Here is a 17,173-nt window from a genome sequence, read left to right on the forward strand (position 1 = left end):
ACCCTTATATTTCTTGTTTTTAACACACATTTGCAATAATTTAGGTTTATTTATTATAACAATATGTGTTATGCTTTGAATATTTGTTTGTAGGTGTAAAAGTGAATTAAATTGTAACTTGTAAGTTATAATTGCGAGTGTATATATTTTTTATTTTGCTAGTTCGGTGATACAATGTTATATATGTGGTTCTAAAATATTGCAATATGTTTATAAACTTTGAACTCAATTTTGCAATATATGTTTGCAAGTATTTATTCTAGCATTTGAAGAGTTGTAAGGCAAGGTAGAGTAAAGACGATACATATAAATTTATAAAATGGATAGAAATGACAAAGAATGGAATAGGTGAATTAGTTTTTATATTTATTGTGCTTGTTGTAGCTTGCATGTTGTTTGTCTATGATGTGGAGCTATATGGCGATGTGTTTCAGTATTTAGCACTTTATTTGGGCATTGCTATTTTGATATATGAAAAAAACATAAAGCGAGTGGCTATGCTATCTATTGCGGCTATCTTTGTTGTTGGCATTGTGTATGCGGTGAAGTTTGGATTTGTGCAGTTAGCATCTCATAATGTGAATTATGCTTTAATCTCATTGCGTCCGTATGCATTTAGCGGTACGCCTAGTATCAATGATTATAATGGGTTTCCAAGCGGACATACCGCAGCAGCTTTTATTGCGGTTGGATTTGCGTTGCGTTTTTATAGTAAAAAGTGGATTATATTTTTAGCTTTACTTGCCATAATGGTGCCACCTTCAAGAGTGTTGACACTATGGCATACTACTACACAAGTAATCGCTGGTGGATTTTTTAGCTTAATTATAACCTATAGTGTTTTAGTTATGTTGCAAAAGATTCCATATTTTCGTGATGCTTAGGTTTAAAATATTTGAATATAAGGAAAAGTTATGGGGTATAGTGGTATTTTGTTTCAGTTTGGTTCTTTTGGAGAGAGTCATGGAGAGGGTATTGGTGGTGTTGTGAATGGTATGCCCGCTGGAGTAACTATTGATTATGAATTTTTAAATTCAGAGATTGCAAGAAGAAAGGGTGGGTCGAAGTTTGCAACTCCAAGAAAAGAGGAGGATTCCTTTCAGATTCTAAGCGGTGTATTTGAAGGTATTAGTACAGGTATGCCCATTGGTTTTTTTATCCCTAATACAAATGTGCGTAGTAAAGACTACACAAAAATTAAAGATGTGTTTCGCCCTTCGCATGCTGATTTCACTTATTATCATAAATATGGACATAGAGATTATCGTGGTGGTGGTAGAAGTAGTGCTAGAGAAAGTGTGGCTCGTGTACTTGCTGGTGGTTTAGCCAAATTGCTGTTAAAGGAGTTTAATATTGAAATCCTAAGCGGCATTACACGTGTAGGTAATATAAAATCATCACGTGTAGATTTTACACGTGATGATTTTATATGTGCAAGAGAGAGCGCTATATTTGCCCTTGATAACTCAAAAGAGGATGCCATGCAAACTGAGATTTTAAACGCAAAGGCAAGAGGGGATAGCGTGGGTGCAAGTGCGTTGATCTCTGTTTTTAATGTGCCTGTTGGATTGGGAGAGCCGCTCTCATATAAGCTTGATTCTATACTTGCAAGAGATTTAATGGGGCTTAATGCGGTTAAAGCAGTAGAAATTGGTGGCGGTATAGAATCTGCTGGGCTATATGGTTCACAAAACAATGATTACATGGATAAGAATGGTTTTGTAAGTAATAATTCTGGTGGGATTTTAGGGGGTATATCAAATGGAAATAACATTTTAATTAAAGTGCATTTTAAGCCTACGCCTAGTATATTTTGTGAGCAAAAGACAATAGACATACACCATAATGAATTGGAGATAAAGTTACAAGGTAGACACGATCCATGTGTTGGTGTAAGAGGGAGCGTGGTGTGTGAAAGCATTGTTGCTCTTGTAATTGCTGATATGCTATTGCTTAATATGGGTTCTAAGCTTGATAATCTGAAAAAGATTTATGGGTGAGTTAAACTCATCTTTATATGTTTGCTTAATAGAACATATAAAATAGCAAGTATTTGCTATGTTATTTTATGCTTGAGCTTTTTGTTGCACCATAGCTGTGTTGCAATATAATTTGCATAAATGCCTCATTTATTGTATGCAAAGTATTCAACAAGTTTTTAGTTGGTAATGAAGAGAAAGTCTAGTTAAATCTTGATGGAATGCAAAGATGGCCTATAATAAGAAATTTTCTTATTTAGATTGCATTACATATCCCTTAGATTCTTACATCTTTTCGCATTAGCTTATATACTGATACCTCTTTGTCATAGTTAAGACTATTAAGACTTTGGTTATTGGGTGTAATGTATTCTTTATGCTATAAAGAAACACCAAAACACTTAGTAACCCTACGTTTAATCTCTTGTCATCTGCCTATTTAATCATAATTTAATGGCATTAAATTAATGGCTTTAGAAGGCAAGAATTAATACTATATTTACAATGCAAATAAATCACTAAAATCATTAAAAGCCATAGATTCTAGCTTAGCTTGATCACTGCAAACTGCCTTAATTTGTTCGCATTTTTTCGGGCTAAGCTTTAAGGCAATGTTGCGTTCAAATTTAGCCACAAGCACAGGAATCCCCTCATCCCTTCGGCGTTTATGTCCGATAGGATATTCTACTTCTACTTTCTCACTTTTACTGCCATCTTTGTAAAAAATCTGCACAGCATTTGCAATTGAGCGTTTATCAGATTCTAAATATTCACGCGTATAGCGTTCATCCACTTCTACCACCATTTTATCACGCAAGGCATCAATACGTTTATCGCTTGCTACTGAATCTTCATAATCTTCTGCACTCAATCTTCCAAATACAAGCGGTACAGCTACCATATATTGGATGCAATGATCCCTGTCTGCAGGGTTTGCAAGTTCACCAACTTTATTGATGATTCTATGTCCAGATTCTTGAGTTGTGATTACGATTTTTTCAATAGAATCTAGCTTATCTTTGACTTCATTATGCAATTTTAATGCACATTCTACCGCAGTTTGTGCGTGGAATTCTGCTGGGAAGCTAATTTTAAATAATACATTTTCCATAACATAGCTACCAAATTCTTGAGGAATCGTGAGTTTTTTACCTCGCATTTTTACATCTTCAAATCCCCAAAAATCTGCACTCAACGCACTTGGATAGCCCATTTCTCCACTTAGAGCTTTTAGGGCGAGATTGACACCTCTTGAGCTTGCATCACCTGCTGCCCAACTTTTTCTTGAGCCAGTATTTGGTGCATGTCGATATGTCCGCAAAGCACCACCATCAATGAACGCATGACTTACTGCATTTCTCACCTCTTCAAAATTTCCACCAAGCATGGCACATGCTACCGCAGTGGAAGCAATTCTCACTAATAAGACATGATCTAAACCAACTTTGTTGAAGCAATTTTCTAGTGCCAATACGCCCTGAATCTCATGTGCCTTAATCATTGCACTTAACACATCTTTAACCTTTAAGGGTTCTTTGCCTTCTGCTATATTTTTACGGCTAAGATAATCAGCCACTGCCCAAATCGCACCGAGATTATCACTTGGATGTCCCCATTCTGCAGCAAGCCAAGTATCGTTAAAATCAAGCCATCTTACCATTGCACCAACGTTAAATGCTGCTCTTTCTGGTTCTAGTTGATAGCTGGTACCAGGGATTTTAGCTCCTAGCGGACGAAATTCTGCCCCCTCAACAACAGGCCCCAAAAGCTTTGTGCAAGCAGGAAAATTTAGAGCTAAAAGTCCGCAACCTATGGTATCCATGAGACAATATCTTGCCGTTTCAAACGCTAAAGGTGAATTAATTTTATACTCCAATGCATAACGTGCAATCTTTGTTAGCAATTCATCAAATTCTGGTCGTTTGGTATCCAGTGTTCCCATATCTGCACTCATAGTGTCTCCTTGTAATTAAGTTAAAAATTCGCCCTTATGTATCTATTTACAAGATATAAGGATTTTTAGAATGGTTCTTATTGCTAGGGTAATCCACCCTAAAAATCCCTAAAGCTCACACGTATTCAGATGATAGTGAAAAAATGCATTCCATAAATTTCATATCAATGAGCCAAATTTCACATATAGAATCTAGACTTTTTCATCTTCATATTTAAGTAAGGAAAAATATCTAAATTAGCTTACAATCTTCTCCTTAGTGCTTAAAAAATTGAAATGCCTGAACACATAAAATCTAACACGACAACCATCTTCGTACCTATATCTTTTCGTGTGACATAATCTCATAGTAATTTAAAAGTCTGGATTAATAAATCCATACAAATAAACACATATAAAGGTTAAAAGCTTTGAGCCAAAAACAGAACTCTTTAAGATGTTATATATGTGCTATATTGGCAAAACATATATCCTAAATAATATAGCAGATTCTGTCTTTAGCCAAAAAGCAGATTAACGCTTATTTAGTGGCACAAACACTTTATTGTCTGGTCCTGTGTATTCTGAGCTTGGTCTAATCAACTTGTTATTTGCTCTTTGCTCCATAATATGTGCAAGCCAACCTGCTGTGCGAGAAAAAATAAAAATAGGCGTAAAATAGAGTGTTGGAATACCCATAAAATGATACGTGCTTGCACTATAGAAATCAAGATTTGGAAAAAGCTTCTTTTGATCCCACATTACCTTTTCTATTGCCTCGCTGATTTGATATAAGTCTTTTGTATCACCTATATCATCGCTTAGCTTTTTACTCCATTGTTTGATAACCACATTTCGCGGATCTTTTTCTACATATACACGATGTCCAAATCCCATAATCTTGTCTTTTCGAGCAAGTTTATCTAAAATTCCTTGTGTCGCTTGTTCTGGTGTACTGAATTCAGAAATAAGCTCCATTGCTGCTTCGTTTGCCCCTCCATGTAATGGTCCCCTTAATGCTCCAATCGCTCCTGTAATGCCAGAATACACATCAGATATTGTTGCAGTGATTACCCTTGCAGTAAATGTAGAAGCATTAAACTCATGCTCTGCATAAAGAATTAAACTTGTATGCATTGCTTTTATCCATAACTCTTTTGGTTCTTTTTGATGTAGGGATTCCAAAAAATATCCAGCAATAGAATCTTGCTTAGATTCTGTATTGATTTCTTTACCGCTTGTGTGATAATGATGCCAAAATGTTAATACGCTAGGGAAGATACCTAGAAGCCTTGTGCTAATTCTTTGTTGATTTGGGAAAGATGCTTTAAACACATCATATTCTTCAGGTTCTAAGCAACCAAGCACAGAACAAGCACTCCGCATCACATCCATAGGATGTGCATTTTTGGGTAGAAGTTTTAGGACTTCTTTTAGCTCTTTTGGTAAATTTCTTGCAGCAATTAACTCCTTTTTAAAAGATGCTAACTCATCTTTATTTGGAAGTTTTTCTCTTAAAAGTAGATAAGCCACTTCTTCAAATTCACAATGTTCTGCTAAATCATAAATATCATATCCTCTGTAATTTAACCCATGTCCTGTACCACAAGTACAAATTGCAGACTCTCCTGCATTTACTCCTGCTAAACCACCGACTTTTTTTGTTGATGTTGCCATTTTTTCTCCTTTGTATATTATTTTTTATTTTTAAAAAGCATATCTAGCTTTTGCTCGTATTCATGATAGCCAAGCATCTCATAGAGCTCATCACGTGTTTGCATTGAATCTATGCTATTTTTTTGCGAACCATTATTGATGATATCTTTAAAAACTGCTAATGCTGCCTTATTCATAGCTCTTGCGGCAGAGAGCGGATAAAGTACCATAGAGATTCCAACACCCTTTAGTTCATCACATGTGAAATAAGGCGTTTTGCCAAATTCTGTAATATTGGCTAGAACTGGTACCTTAATTACATCAGTAAATTGTTTGTATTCTTCTAGCGTATGAATAGCTTCAGCAAAGATCATATCTGCCCCTGCTTCTACATAAGCCAATGCTCTCTCAATTGCTGCTTTTTGTCCTTCACTCGCATGAGCATCAGTGCGTGCCATAACCACAAAGCTAGGATCGAGTTTTGCATCCATTGCTGCTTTTATCCTATCGCACATCTCCTCTTTACTGACGAGCTCTTTATTAGGGCGGTGCCCACATCGTTTTTGTGCGACTTGATCTTCTATGTGGCAACCTGCTGCACCACTTCGTATCAAATCTTTAATTGTTCGTGCAATGTTAAATGCTCCTCCCCAACCAGTATCTGCATCAACAAGCAAAGGTAAATCACTCACTGACGTGATTCTTCGAACATCAATGCAAACATCCTCTAGCGAACTAATACCTAGATCAGGTACACCTAAACTCATTGCTGCCAATGCTCCACCACTCAAATAAAGGGCTTTTGCACCACTTTTTTGTGCCTGTATTGCAGAGTATGCATTAATTACTCCAATAATTTGCAAAGGATTATTGTCCTTTAATGCTTCTCTAAATTTTTGTCCTGCTGTTTTCATTTTGCCTCCTTCATGTCTTTAGATTTTGGATAACCAAGAGTTTGCAACGCTTTTTCAATCTCAGGCATAACGCTAGGATCTTCAATCGTGCTTGGCATTTTCCACTCATTACCATCAGCAATATCGCGTATTGTGCCTCTAAGGATCTTGCCGCTTCGTGTTTTAGGCAGCCTTGTTACCACTGCAACAATATGCAAAGATGCTACCGCACCAATTTCTTCACGCACAAGTTGCACAACGCCATCGCATAGGCTTTGCGTGTCTCGCTCTAGTCCATCTTTTAGCACGACAAATGCCAAGGGAATCTCGCCTTTTAATTCATCATTCACACCAATAACTACACATTCTGCAACATCTGGATGTTTGGCAATTGCTTCTTCCATACCACCCGTTGATAGTCTATGTCCTGCGACATTAATGACTCCATCCATTCGCCCCATTACAAATACATAACCATCTTTATCAATATAGCCACTATCACCAGTAAGATAATAACCTGGATAATGATTGAGATAAGAATTTTTATATCTTGCATCATCGCCCCATATTCCCATTAAACAGGCAGGAGGCAAAGGTAGTTTAATCACAAGATTCCCAAGTTTCCCAGGCTTACATTCTTTACCCTCTTCATCTAAGACTTTTAGATTAAAGCCAGGCATTGGTTTTGTGGGTGATCCAGGTTTGATAGGCATCTCCTCTAGCCCTAATGGGTTTGCAGCAATTGCCCAGCCAGTTTCTGTTTGCCACCAATGATCGATTACTGGCTTTTTTACTAGCTTTTCAATCCACTTCAGCGTATCGCTATCACACCTCTCACCTGCAACAAATACTGCCTTGAGAGAACTAATATCATATTGCTTCAACCATTCACCCTTAGAATCTTCCTTTTTAATTGCTCTAAAAGCTGTAGGTGCAGAAAAAAGAATATTTACTTTATATTCTTGCACAACACGCCAAAACGCCCCTGGATTTGGTGTCTTTACAGGTTTGCCCTCGTATACAATTGTAGTGCAACCATTCATCAAAGTGCCATATACAATATAGCTGTGCCCTACAACCCAACCCACATCACTTGCTGCCCAAAAGACATCACCTGGTTTTGCGTTGTAAATATTATCCATAGACCACTTCATTGCCACAGAATGTCCACCATTACTACGGATAACACCTTTTGGCTTACCAGTTGTGCCAGAAGTATAAAGTATATAAAGCGGATCGGTAGCATCAACAGGTACACATTCTACAGGTTCTACCTTCTCTTCCTCGTTTGCCCAATCCACATCACGCCAAGGTAGCATATTTGCTCTCTCTTGTGGGCGTTGCCAAATAAGACATGTTGTAGGCTTGTGACTAGAGCTTTTAATGGCTTCATCAAGTGTTGGTTTATACTTAATTACACGTGAAACCTCTATCCCACAAGAAGCGCTTATGATGACACGTGGTTTTGCATCTTCAATCCTTGTAGCCAACTCATGTGCAGCAAAACCACCAAAAACAACACTATGGATAGCTCCTATTCTCGCACAAGCAAGCATTGCAATCACAGCTTCTGGGATCATGGGCATATAAATAAGCACTCTATCGCCTTTTACTACACCTTTATTGACCAATATCCCAGCCGTCTTTGCTACCCTCTTACGCAACTCTTTGTAAGTATAAGATTTTTTTGTATCTGTTACTGGTGAATCATAATACAACGCCACCTGATCGCCTCTACCATTCTCTATATGCAAATCAAGCGCGTTATAACAGGTATTCATACAGCCACCTACAAACCACCTGTAATGATTATTAACTACATCAAGCACCTTATCCCATTCATGATACCAATGCACTTTTTTAGCAGCTTCTGCCCAAAAAGCCTCTGGATTCTCAATGGATTGTTGATACACTTTTTCATACATTGACATCTATATCTCCTTTAAATAAGATGAAAGACTTTTGTGCAGCGTTGTTAATAACATCAGCAACAGGGTTGCAAATTAAAATTTTGGTAAATAAACATACTTTGCATATCAAAAATTTATTACTAGTGGAGAATATATGTTGTAGATTAAAAGTTTTAATAATATAGAATCTAATAATATTAAGTAGTCCAAAATTAGGTATCTTTTTTAACATATCGAATATTTTTGCACTAAAAATACTATTTAGAATACATAGGTAGCCCATATTTACCTTTCATATTTCTATATTTTATAACTTTATTGTTTTTTTATGTATTTATCCTAATTTATCTAATTTTTAACATTTTTGTCAATATTTGTTTTTTTAATTTGTATAAAATTTTTGACTTATTAAATTTTGTTTATGAAAACTATGGTAGGAAGCTTGTGATAAATTACCGCTACAACCCTATTAATGGTTACACATGATGTATAAAAATAGATATAATTCCATGTGATAAAACGTAAAATTTTATAGTAACATATTGTAACAATATAGATAAAGGAGTATCAATGTTTGTTGATAGTGTATCAATTTTCATTGCATCTGGACATGGTGGTGCTGGTGCAGTTAGTTTTAGACGAGAGAAGTTTGTCATTCAAGGTGGTCCTGATGGAGGCGATGGTGGTCGTGGCGGAGATGTGTATTTTTTAGTAGATAAAAATACAACTACGCTTGCAAAATTTCGCGGACATAAAAAATATGTAGCTGGCAATGGAATGCCAGGAGAGGGGAAGAACTGCAATGGAAAAAAGGGAAAGGATATAATCATTAGAGTTCCGCCAGGTACACAAGTAATCGATGAGGAAAATAATGAGATACTGCTTGATCTACTCATAGATGGAGAAAAAGTAAAGTTGCTTGTAGGTGGTAAAGGTGGGCTCGGAAATACTCATTTTAAAAATGCAAGCAACCAGCGTCCAACATATGCACAAAAAGGACTACCTGGAAAATCACTGCAAGTGCGTTTAGAGCTTAAGCTGATTGCTGATGTAGCTCTTGTTGGATTTCCAAATGTTGGCAAATCAAGTCTTATTTCTACGATTACAAATGCACGACCAAAGATTGCAGACTATGCCTTTACTACTCTTATTCCGAATTTAGGTGTCGTTGATGTTGATAGTTTGCATTCATTCGTGATTGCTGATATTCCAGGTTTAATACAGGGTGCTAGTGAAGGCAAAGGACTTGGATTGCAGTTCTTGCAGCATATAGAACGCACAAAATTGCTACTTTTCATGCTTGATGCCTCATGGTTTAGAATGAATATGGCACAAGAAAGCGAGGTGGAGATGCAACAAGATTACAATATAGAAGCCTTATTTGCTCCACAAGATTTAGCACATAAATCCTTATTCAATCAATTTATTGTGCTTTATCATGAGCTTTTATGTTATGCTCCAGCACTTGCAAATCGCCCTTATGCAATCGCTTTTACAAAAAGTGATGTAGAGTTATATGAGGGGTTTGGTGCCTTTTCTTTTATGCAATATGAAGATTTGCAGCTTCAGACACAAGCATATGTTTCACAACAACTACTTGATTTTATGAAGCATGGAATATCAATGCAATCTATCACGCACAGCGACAATAATAAAACATCAATAAAAGCCCCACTTTTCATTTTGCCTATCTCAAGTGCCACTCATTGCAATTTGGAATCTTTAAAAGCCTTGCTTTACTTTGCACTACAGGGTGTTGAACAAGCATGATGGTACAACACTTGTATTTCTTGTAGTTATTGAGACAATAGCCAATATAAAAGGAGCAGTATGCCTAAGTGCAAGTATGCAAACTTCTAGATATTGTGCTTTATAGTCTCTATAATTATTTTGCTCATTTTATCTTAATCAGACATCATGCAATTCTTTGAGTCATAACTTCTATGATTTTAAAATACTCTTTTCTTAATATAGAATCTTGTAAGTGTTTATAGAGAGTGTATAAGAATTATTGATTTATATTATTTTAGATTCCAATCTTTTTATATAGACATAAGGTATTTTTGTGTATAAGTCTAGCGAAAGATTTTAACATATAAGATAAAAAGCCTGTTACCTCTATCTGTCTTTTGTCCTATTTTATTTATGCTAGATTCTAATACACTGCTTTGTTTGTCTTGGTATGAGTTTGTATGTTTTTTGGCTTATTGGCGTGTTTTATATTACATTTTACGATGAGTTTTGATGATGAGCATATTTTGTATGATTATATATAAATTTTATTTATTTTTGTGATATGCTTATAAGTTATCTTATTGAAGTGATTGAAGCGAAATAAACTGCGATTTGACATCATTGTTATTTTAGTAGTGATTAATTCTATGTCTTGGTGTGCGGTTTTGTGATTAAGATTACTGAATCATAGAATCTTAAATATTACTAAGCCATGCAAATCAGTTGCAATAAATAAACGTCGTCTTCTTATGTCTTTTATAATGTATATATGTGTATAGAATGAAGTATAGAGCATAGACAAGATGAGGTCTGCATATGATTGTGTATTCTTACTAGATAATAAAGGAGTATATGTGAAACAAATTGACTGCGTAGTTATTCCAGCACGAGGTAATAGCAAAAGGATTGTTAGAAAGAATATGCAACCTTTTTGTGGTATACCCATGCTTGAGCGAAGTATAAAATTGGCACACAGGTTAAGTGATCATGTAATTGTAAGCAGTGATGATCTTTCTATGTTGGAGTTTGCAGCAAGTTTGGGTGCATATCCATTAGTAAGAGACAAAGCTTTAGCAGATGATATGACGCCAACTCTACCTGTAGTTACCCATGCTTTATTGCCTTTTATCCATACAGACTCTTTTGATGAAAGTTTGCTAGATTTTTTCCATGTAAACATACAAAAAACACATGCACAAGACAATCAAATACAACAAGAAGACTTCATTGAAAGTATCAAAAATATGATGCAATGGCAAGAAGATAGGCCTATTTTACATCTAACACCACATTCTAAAGTATTGTGTCTTTATGCAACAGCAATGTTTGCTACAGAACAAATCATTTTAGAATCTTGCACTCTACTTGATACAAATCCTAATGCAGCCTATGTGGTTGCTATGCTTGAGGCATCAAAAGTATTTCGCTCATTTTGTCTTAATGGTAGTGGATATTTAAACTTTTTATTTCAGGATTTTATAAATACTCGTTCGCAAGATTTACCTCAAGCATTTGTTGATGCAGGGCAGTTTTATCTGGGTAAAGCAGAAAGTTTTTTAATGCAGATTCCATTACTTGGTGAAAAAAGCATGGGGATTAAAATGGCATATGCACATGATATTGATACTATGCTTGATTTAGCGATTGCAGAAAGCCTTTTCAAACATATCAATAAGGATATATTATGACCATACGCATATTAACAGAGAGTGAAAAATCCTTAGGATTAGGACATATTGCAAGGTGTTACAATCTTGCTAGAGTATTTGTTAATATGGGATATAGTGTTGATTTTTTTGTACGTGGCAATGCTTCTTTTAAGGATTTTATTGCGACACAAGGGCAAGTCATCAATGATAAAGCAGTGTGCTATCCACTAGCATTACAATGGGAAGACATGAAGAATCCTTCATTGCTTCATAATGACATTTGTATTATTGATAGCTACAAGATTGATAATTTCACTCCATTTTTAGAATCTTCAAAAGCACTTATTCTATTTGATGATGATGGCAGACATTTTGAGTTTCTAAAAAGTGTTGTGCGAATGCAGAGTAAAAATGCTCATCTAAAAGCAAAAGTATTTTTATTGAATTCTAATGGTTTTTATAATACGAAGATGGTTGATAATGATATAAAAAGATATATATTTTCTGGTTTGCAATATGTGTTATTACATCCATTCTTTTATAAATTAAGTATTGATTCGCACGAGCGATTTTATGATTTTTTTGTGTGTCTAGGTGGGGAAGATTCCAATGATATAAGTAGTGAGATTTTTATGCAATTGCTTTCATTTGCAAAAAGTATTGCAGTGGTAGTTGGAGCAAATTATAAAGGTAGCTTACTTAGAAGTAAATACTTGGATTGCAACGAGGTACAATTTGATTCCAAAAAGCCCTATAGAATCTATTCTAATATTACTCAAATACAAGTTGCTACGCTTTTGGCAAAATCAAGAAATTGTATTGTCTCTGGTGGAGGGATTTTATTTGAAGCTTTAAAACTTTGTCCAAAGGTATTTGCAATCAATCTTGCAACAAATCAGGACATACAAATACATACACTTGCCACGCAGAATCTAATAAAAACAATTACACTACCATTATGTGAGAAGATTTTTGAAAACACAAACTCTTTAGACACACAAAAGTATATCGAAATTGGAACACAGGTGAAAGATTTTGCTACAGAGCTCATTTTTACCGCACTCAATCACACATTAAAATCTACACAAGAAAAAAAAGCGCAAAATTTTACACTCAACAATTATACTGCACTAGATTTTTGTAATTTGGATTCTAAAGATTCTATGAATATACTTACTTATAGGAATCATCCCTTTGTACGGGAGCAAATGTATGGGAGTAGTATTATCAGCGAACAAGCCCATATGAATTTCTTACATTCCCTGCCATATGATGAACATGCTCGATATTTCCTTGTTAAAGATGCAGAAACATTGCAAACACGAGATGGAAATCTTACAAACGATATAGGCGTAATTAGTTTTTCAAGGATTAACCTTAAACACAAAAACGCGTATCTTGGAATCTATAAAAACCCATTATTGCCACAACAAAAAAATAAAAGATATGGACATATACTGATGCAGATGTTGAAATACATTGCTTTTGAGCATTATAATCTTTGTATGTTGTATCTTGAAGTTGTATCAACAAACACACATGCCATAAAATTTTATGAAAAAGAGGGGTTTCATCCTCTTGGTATTTTGCAAAATGGTTTTAGGGTTTGTAAAAGTAACACTGAAATCTTCCATGATGTATTGCTATATGGTATGAAAAATCCAAATATATAGAGCAAGTTTCGTATTTATATTTGCCAAAAGCCTACAATATATAATACATGGCATTTTGGCTATATTTGCAATATTTCTAGCCTGTTGTATGCCTTAGATTGTTTGGTGCTGATACGCAATTTATATATAGACTTTATACTTATGGTGACTTGGATAAACTTTTGAGGCATGTAGATATTAGAGAAGTTTTTACATAGATGTTAGGTGAAATCTTGCTCATATTAGTTTGCAGTAAAACCCCATATAATTCAAAACTCTATATATCCTCCCCCAAGCACCATTTGACATGTTGAATATTATTATATTAACTTTTTATGCCTTTGCTTCAACAAAAACTTCTTTGGAGAGATTAAGCCGTGCAAAAAGCATATCATCTTTGTTTGGTGCAGCATTTTCTGTGGTGAGCAATCTATCTCCATAAAAAACTGAATTTGCCCCAGCAAAAAAACATAATGCTTGTAAAGAATCATCCATTTGTGCTCTACCTGCTGATAGTCGTATATATGACTTTGGCATAAGAATGCGCGCCAATGCAATAATTCTCACAAAGTCAAAACAATCAAGAGTTTCGCCATTTTCTAATGGTGTGCCAGGAATTCTTACAAGTTGATTGATTGGTATGGATTCTGGCGGTGTTGGGAGATTTGCAAGTAATACAAGCATATTAATTCTATCCTCATTGCTTTCTCCTAAGCCCAAAATCCCACCAACGCAAATTTTAAGTCCAGCATCACGCACATTCTTAATCGTATTTAGTCTATCTTCAAATGTTCTTGTGGTGATAACGTTGCTATAATATTCCTTTGAAGTATCAATATTGTGATTGTAGAAATCTAGCCCAGAATCTTTTAATTTTTGAGCCTGACTCTCATTCAATAAGCCTAAAGTAACACATGTTTCCATGCCTAAATCTTTTACTTCCCCAATTACATCGCAGAGTACTTCAAGATCTTTATCGCTAGGGCTTCTACCAGACGCACCCATACAAAAACGAGAGCTTCCTTTTTCTTTTGCTGCTTTTGCGTATTTTAGAATCTGTTCTTTATCTAACATATTTTCTTTTTTTGTACCTGTATTATAATGTGCTGATTGTGCACAATATGAGCAATTTTCAGTGCAAGCACCTGTTTTTACACTTAAAAGCGTGCTTGTTTGTAATGAATTTGGATTAAAGTTTTCTCTATGTAGCGTATGTGCTTTATAAAGTAATTCCATAAATGGTAATTGAAAAATTTTATGTGCTTGTTCATAAGTCATTGTTGGTCTCCATATATAACAGTGTGAAAGCACCTATTATCTTTTATTTAGGTTAATAAAGCAAATTTTTTAGTATCATCATAAGTAAATAAATATAAAAAAGTAAATTTTAATTTTACTAGCAATGTTAAATAGACTCACTAAGATTTGGGGGTAGGGGGCATTTGGATGTTAAAGTTTGCGTTGCAGAAACTTTACATTTTTGTGACAATATATATTATTGTAATGGATCTTACTTCTCTAAATAATTCAATATTCAATGATTTATTATTTAAAGATTTCTAAATTTTATACCTCATTGTATCAGATTCTGCTACCTTACATATGCTTGATTGGATTAATGTTATACATTATAAATTTTTCTCCACGTCTTAGCTTTACAATAAAGATACATTATCTTTTCATGTAGATTCCATAAAAGGTTTGTGTGTAATAAAAGATTTAAATGGACTAACTTTAGAGATAGATGTGTAATATTTTGAGTATAAAACTATTATTGTGTAAAAGTTAATAACCCTATAAAGCACATATTTAATAGTAAGATACTTTAATTTTATATTTTTTTTAATTTAATACTTGTTCCTCAGTCTATAATTACACGTTATATTTCAGAGAGGATTATGGGGCTACGTTTCTATATAACTTACGTAAGTTTGTTGTTTGTTTACTTAGGTTTGAGTTACCTGCATTTTTATTGCAGCATTGAGTTGTTTAAAGTATCATAGCTCCAATCACACCAGCGATTAAAAGCGGAATGTTATATACAAAAAATGTTGGGATACAAGTGTCATAAATGTGGTTGTGTTGCCCATCCATATTTAACCCAGAAGTAGGACCTAGAGTGCTATCACTAGCAGGACTTCCTGCATCACCTAGTGCCCCAGCGATACCAATAAGCAGGGTTATTGCAGGGATGCTAAAACCAAGAGAGATTCCAAAAGGCACATAAATTGCTGCAATAATAGGTATTGTCCCAAAGCTTGTACCAATGCCAATAGTGATTAAAAGCCCTACAAGCAGCATTAAACTAGCTCCTATAAACTTTGCCCATAGAGATTGTGTAGTGGTATTATGAGCTGCATGAGAATCTGGAGTTGTTTGTAAATTAGAATCGAGTGTATTTGAGTGTATTTCTTTTGCTACATTGATCCCATTTATAAAGTTTTCTACATTTGCAACACCCTCTAGGGCATCTTTTGTATGAGTATTTGCATTGTGACTTTGATGTGTGAAATCTGCTACCACCTGCACGAGCTTCTGTACTTCGCCACTTGTGCGTAAGACTTCGCCATATCCTGCTGCAACAAGCATGACAAAGGCAATAAATGCCATCATTCTTAGCCCATTTTCCATAATCACATCTATTTCACTCCACTTTACACCACGTAATACAATGATACACATAAGTCCAGCAAATGCTCCAAGTGCTAAGGATTGTGTAATGAGTTGCACAATGAAAAGCACAACAATACCTAGTAGTGTTGCATATTCTCGCCAACCCATACTCGCATCTCCCATAGAACACTCTTCTTTCTGTAAATATTCTCGTGGCTTTGCATATAACACAAATACTGCAAAAAGTAGTCCAAGCAACATAGCTGCTCCACCAATCCACATCACCGAGCTAATTTCGCTTAGACTTATAGGCATACCATTTGCTTTCATTTGTTCACGAATGGTTGTGTGAAAAATTAGTCCAAAGCCTATCCCAAGCGTTACATAAGGAGCTTGTAAACCAAATGTAAGTGCGCATGCAATAGCACGTCTATCAATCTTTAAACGATTCATGAGGCTTAGAAGTGGAGGGATTAAAATAGGTATAAAAGCAATATGAATGGGTACAAGATTTTGTGAAAAACATGAAATGAAAGCAATACTAAGGATAAAGATAAATTTTCTATTACTTATTGCATTAGCAATAGCAGAGAGTAAAAAGGTTGTCAAGTGTGTACGCGAAATTGCTACTGCAATACCACCCAGTAAAATGTAGCTCAAAGCAATATTTAAATTACTTGCCATACCTTTAATGAGGGTTTCACCTGTAGTTGTGGTTTTGAGTAGAAAGTACTGCCAAAACGAGTGCTGAGAATCTGCTGTCATAGGCAAGGAAGTTTCTAGGGGCAGGGGAGAAAGCCATCCAGCCACGAGAGCAGCTATAATGATGGATAGTAAAACATTGAGTCGTAAGATACATAATACTGCCATGACGAGCACAGATAATACTACTGCATTGGCAAAAAAAGACATCGGATTCCCTTAAGTATAAAAAATGCAAAAGTATGATTATAGCCTATTTTAAAAAAGATTTAAATTTTAGTTCTTTTTGGTTGAAAATATCTTTTTGAAGTTTGAATTACAAGCAATTCCAACTTAAACCTGCCAATTAGTTGATTTAAACCCAAGAAATCTTTTCAGCTGTTCTGTGATAACTAATAATCCATCTGAATAACTAGCTTTTATCCCAAAGCGTTGTAACTTTTTGATAAATC

11 protein-coding genes are annotated in these 17,173 nt (G+C 35.1%); 5 read left to right on the plus strand and 6 right to left on the minus strand.

Annotation, left to right across the window (positions count from 1 at the left end):
• The first annotated feature begins 329 nt into the window (after positions 1-329).
• Together LS81_RS08550 and aroC are read left to right on the plus strand one after the other, a co-directional pair.
• Complete coding sequence (locus tag LS81_RS08550; RefSeq protein WP_034344189.1) at positions 330-884, plus strand: phosphatase PAP2 family protein; 555 nt, start codon at positions 330-332, stop codon at positions 882-884.
• A gap of 30 nt (positions 885-914) precedes the next feature.
• Positions 915-2,000 carry a chorismate synthase gene (aroC, locus tag LS81_RS08555; RefSeq protein WP_034344187.1) on the plus strand — a complete coding sequence of 362 codons (1,086 nt, stop codon included), beginning with the start codon at positions 915-917 and terminating at the stop codon, positions 1,998-2,000.
• Between the two features lie 478 nt (positions 2,001-2,478).
• On the opposite strand, the gene prpD is transcribed toward aroC, so the two are convergent.
• From prpD to LS81_RS08575, 4 genes are all read right to left on the minus strand, one after another.
• On the minus strand, positions 2,479-3,933 hold the full coding sequence (gene prpD / locus LS81_RS08560) for a 2-methylcitrate dehydratase (RefSeq protein WP_034321864.1): 1,455 nt from the start codon (positions 3,931-3,933) through the stop codon (positions 2,479-2,481).
• A gap of 513 nt (positions 3,934-4,446) precedes the next feature.
• A complete protein-coding gene (prpC, locus tag LS81_RS08565) occupies positions 4,447-5,589 on the minus strand; it encodes a bifunctional 2-methylcitrate synthase/citrate synthase (RefSeq protein ID WP_034344186.1) in 1,143 nt (380 codons plus the stop codon).
• Positions 5,590-5,606: 17 nt separating this feature from the next.
• Positions 5,607-6,482: a methylisocitrate lyase gene (gene prpB, locus LS81_RS08570; RefSeq protein WP_034344183.1), complete on the minus strand. Its 876-nt coding sequence runs from the start codon at positions 6,480-6,482 to the stop codon at positions 5,607-5,609.
• Complete coding sequence (locus LS81_RS08575) at positions 6,479-8,392, minus strand: propionyl-CoA synthetase (RefSeq protein WP_034344181.1); 1,914 nt, start codon at positions 8,390-8,392, stop codon at positions 6,479-6,481. Before LS81_RS08575 ends, prpB begins: the two co-directional genes overlap by 4 nt.
• A gap of 549 nt (positions 8,393-8,941) precedes the next feature.
• Between LS81_RS08575 and obgE the strand changes: the two genes are divergently transcribed.
• The 3 genes from obgE (at position 8,942) to pseH (ending at position 13,427) form a co-directional block, all read left to right on the plus strand.
• A complete protein-coding gene (gene obgE / locus LS81_RS08580) occupies positions 8,942-10,141 on the plus strand; it encodes a GTPase ObgE (RefSeq protein ID WP_034344177.1) in 1,200 nt (399 codons plus the stop codon).
• 818 nt (positions 10,142-10,959) lie between these two features.
• On the plus strand, positions 10,960-11,793 hold the full coding sequence (locus tag LS81_RS08585; protein WP_034344175.1) for a cytidylyltransferase domain-containing protein: 834 nt from the start codon (positions 10,960-10,962) through the stop codon (positions 11,791-11,793).
• Positions 11,790-13,427 (plus strand): UDP-4-amino-4,6-dideoxy-N-acetyl-beta-L-altrosamine N-acetyltransferase, encoded by a 1,638-nt coding sequence (pseH, locus tag LS81_RS08590; protein ID WP_052096382.1) that lies wholly within the window; start codon positions 11,790-11,792, stop codon positions 13,425-13,427. The genes LS81_RS08585 and pseH overlap by 4 nt, the downstream gene beginning before the upstream one ends.
• Before the next feature lie 312 nt (positions 13,428-13,739).
• On the opposite strand, the gene bioB is transcribed toward pseH, so the two are convergent.
• On the minus strand, positions 13,740-14,684 hold the full coding sequence (gene bioB / locus LS81_RS08595; protein ID WP_034321848.1) for a biotin synthase BioB: 945 nt from the start codon (positions 14,682-14,684) through the stop codon (positions 13,740-13,742).
• A gap of 711 nt (positions 14,685-15,395) precedes the next feature.
• The gene (locus tag LS81_RS08600; RefSeq protein WP_034344173.1) at positions 15,396-16,931 is read right to left on the minus strand and encodes a Na+/H+ antiporter family protein; all 1,536 of its coding nucleotides are present in this window, start codon (positions 16,929-16,931) and stop codon (positions 15,396-15,398) included.
• Between the last annotated feature and the right edge of the window lie 242 nt (positions 16,932-17,173).

It is taken from the genome of Helicobacter trogontum, from assembly GCF_000765905.2.
GTDB lineage: Bacteria > Campylobacterota > Campylobacteria > Campylobacterales > Helicobacteraceae > Helicobacter_A > Helicobacter_A trogontum.

What these genes read in the sequence shown, in the direction of transcription:
- obgE (WP_034344177.1), top strand. Translation starts at nt 8,942, where the DNA reads ATGTTTGTTGATAGTGTATCAATTTTCATTGCATCTGGACATGGTGGT.
- prpB (WP_034344183.1), bottom strand. Translation starts at nt 6,482, where the DNA reads ATGAAAACAGCAGGACAAAAATTTAGAGAAGCATTAAAGGACAATAAT.
- aroC (WP_034344187.1), top strand. Translation starts at nt 915, where the DNA reads ATGGGGTATAGTGGTATTTTGTTTCAGTTTGGTTCTTTTGGAGAGAGT.
- prpD (WP_034321864.1), bottom strand. Translation starts at nt 3,933, where the DNA reads ATGAGTGCAGATATGGGAACACTGGATACCAAACGACCAGAATTTGAT.
- bioB (WP_034321848.1), bottom strand. Translation starts at nt 14,684, where the DNA reads ATGACTTATGAACAAGCACATAAAATTTTTCAATTACCATTTATGGAA.
- prpC (WP_034344186.1), bottom strand. Translation starts at nt 5,589, where the DNA reads ATGGCAACATCAACAAAAAAAGTCGGTGGTTTAGCAGGAGTAAATGCA.
- pseH (WP_052096382.1), top strand. Translation starts at nt 11,790, where the DNA reads ATGACCATACGCATATTAACAGAGAGTGAAAAATCCTTAGGATTAGGA.
- LS81_RS08575 (WP_034344181.1), bottom strand. Translation starts at nt 8,392, where the DNA reads ATGTCAATGTATGAAAAAGTGTATCAACAATCCATTGAGAATCCAGAG.
- LS81_RS08600 (WP_034344173.1), bottom strand. Translation starts at nt 16,931, where the DNA reads ATGTCTTTTTTTGCCAATGCAGTAGTATTATCTGTGCTCGTCATGGCA.
- LS81_RS08550 (WP_034344189.1), top strand. Translation starts at nt 330, where the DNA reads ATGACAAAGAATGGAATAGGTGAATTAGTTTTTATATTTATTGTGCTT.